Raw genomic sequence first — 1,246 nt, 5'->3', positions numbered from 1 at the left:
GGGTCGCATCATGATCGATGGGCTCCTGAGAGAATCGGGAGCCCAGCATCTGGCATTAGCTTAGTGCTTTGAATGTGGGGTTAATGGAGCGGTTACGATGAATCGTTTGGGCAATTTGGCGGTGGGGCCTGGTTAGAGGACACTACGTTGTGGCCACGAGACCCGGATACCGGTGCACTGATGCTGCCGGTTTTAATGCTGACCGACCGAGTATTAAGTATTCCCTTCCTGGCAAAAGGTATGGTCGCTACCGTCTTTGTATCAGTCGAGCGTTCGGCGGATGGCTTTAAATTGTCATCCATAAGAAAATTAACAGTCAATCAAGAAAGCGATGTAGAAAATCTGAGGAAAGGCTACAGCAAAGTCATCATGCACAAGCGCTCAAAAGAAGAGCTGTTCCCAGAACCTGTAGGAAATTACCTGAAATCTGCCTACGTTGCTCTTGATGAATTCACTGACGAAGATGACGCAGAGGAACTGGAAGACGACACTAACGGCGCGGGAATGAGCAAACTCCTTGGAAGGCCTCATTGGCTTCAAGATATGATACCTGAGCCTCCTAGCTATTATTTTCTCGCCCAGATAAGCGAATACACCATTCGCAAAGTCAGTCCGCGGCACGAGGGTATTTTTGGCGACGGGATGGGCTATCTGTTTATAGACCACCGAGCTAAAAAGCTCGATGAAGGCGCCGAAGCTGGCTATTTTTTTATTCAATTTACCTAAAAGCCCTTTCACAAGTGACTGGAAAATCCGGTAACGCTATCAAATTGTGATGACTATGCTTCAACTTAATTTATGCGGGGAAAATTTACGATTCCTCACCCAACCAGCCTCATCTCACCATCGCGATACAGCACCTCCCGCCCCAGCCAAGCCAGGTCGATATCGGGCAGTACCGCTGAGGGTTCGCGCAGCAGGGTCGAGCCATGTGACAGGCCCCCGCCCAAAAGCGCTTCGAGTTCGATCCGGCCGATAATCTGATCGGCAGTCTCGATCAACAGCCACGTGGCGATCATCGCTAACTGCTGCACTACGACGCCACCGGCAGCATCATCGCCAGCCAGGACAATGTTCAAGGCCAGAACGAGACCTTCGCCTACGACGCCGCCGCCAACCTGCTCGACGGCAGCGGCGTGTTACAAAAGTAACCGCTCCATTAACCCCACATTCAAAGCACTAAGCTAATGCCAGATGCTGGGCTCCCGATTCTCTCAGGAGCCCATCGATCATGATGCGACCCGAC

At 51.4% G+C, this 1,246-nt stretch carries 1 protein-coding gene and 1 pseudogene; both read left to right on the top strand.

Annotated elements, in window-relative coordinates:
• Positions 1-180: 180 nt before the first annotated feature.
• On the top strand, positions 181-726 hold the full coding sequence (locus tag KDX37_RS29180) for a hypothetical protein (protein WP_231656634.1): 546 nt from the start codon (positions 181-183) through the stop codon (positions 724-726).
• A 212-nt stretch (positions 727-938) separates the two neighbouring features.
• Positions 939-1,130 (top strand): annotated as a pseudogene (locus tag KDX37_RS29975) (hypothetical protein); the annotation flags it as partial.
• Between the last annotated feature and the right edge of the window lie 116 nt (positions 1,131-1,246).

Origin of the sequence: Pseudomonas californiensis, assembly GCF_021147775.1 — a bacterium.
Lineage (GTDB): Bacteria > Pseudomonadota > Gammaproteobacteria > Pseudomonadales > Pseudomonadaceae > Aquipseudomonas > Aquipseudomonas californiensis.
Note: the sequence above shows the minus strand (reverse complement) of the source record. Positions and strands in the feature narration are given on the sequence as shown.

Excerpts from the sequence above, each read along its gene's own strand:
- KDX37_RS29180 (WP_231656634.1), top strand. The coding sequence starts at position 181 with ATGCTGCCGGTTTTAATGCTGACCGACCGAGTATTAAGTATTCCCTTC.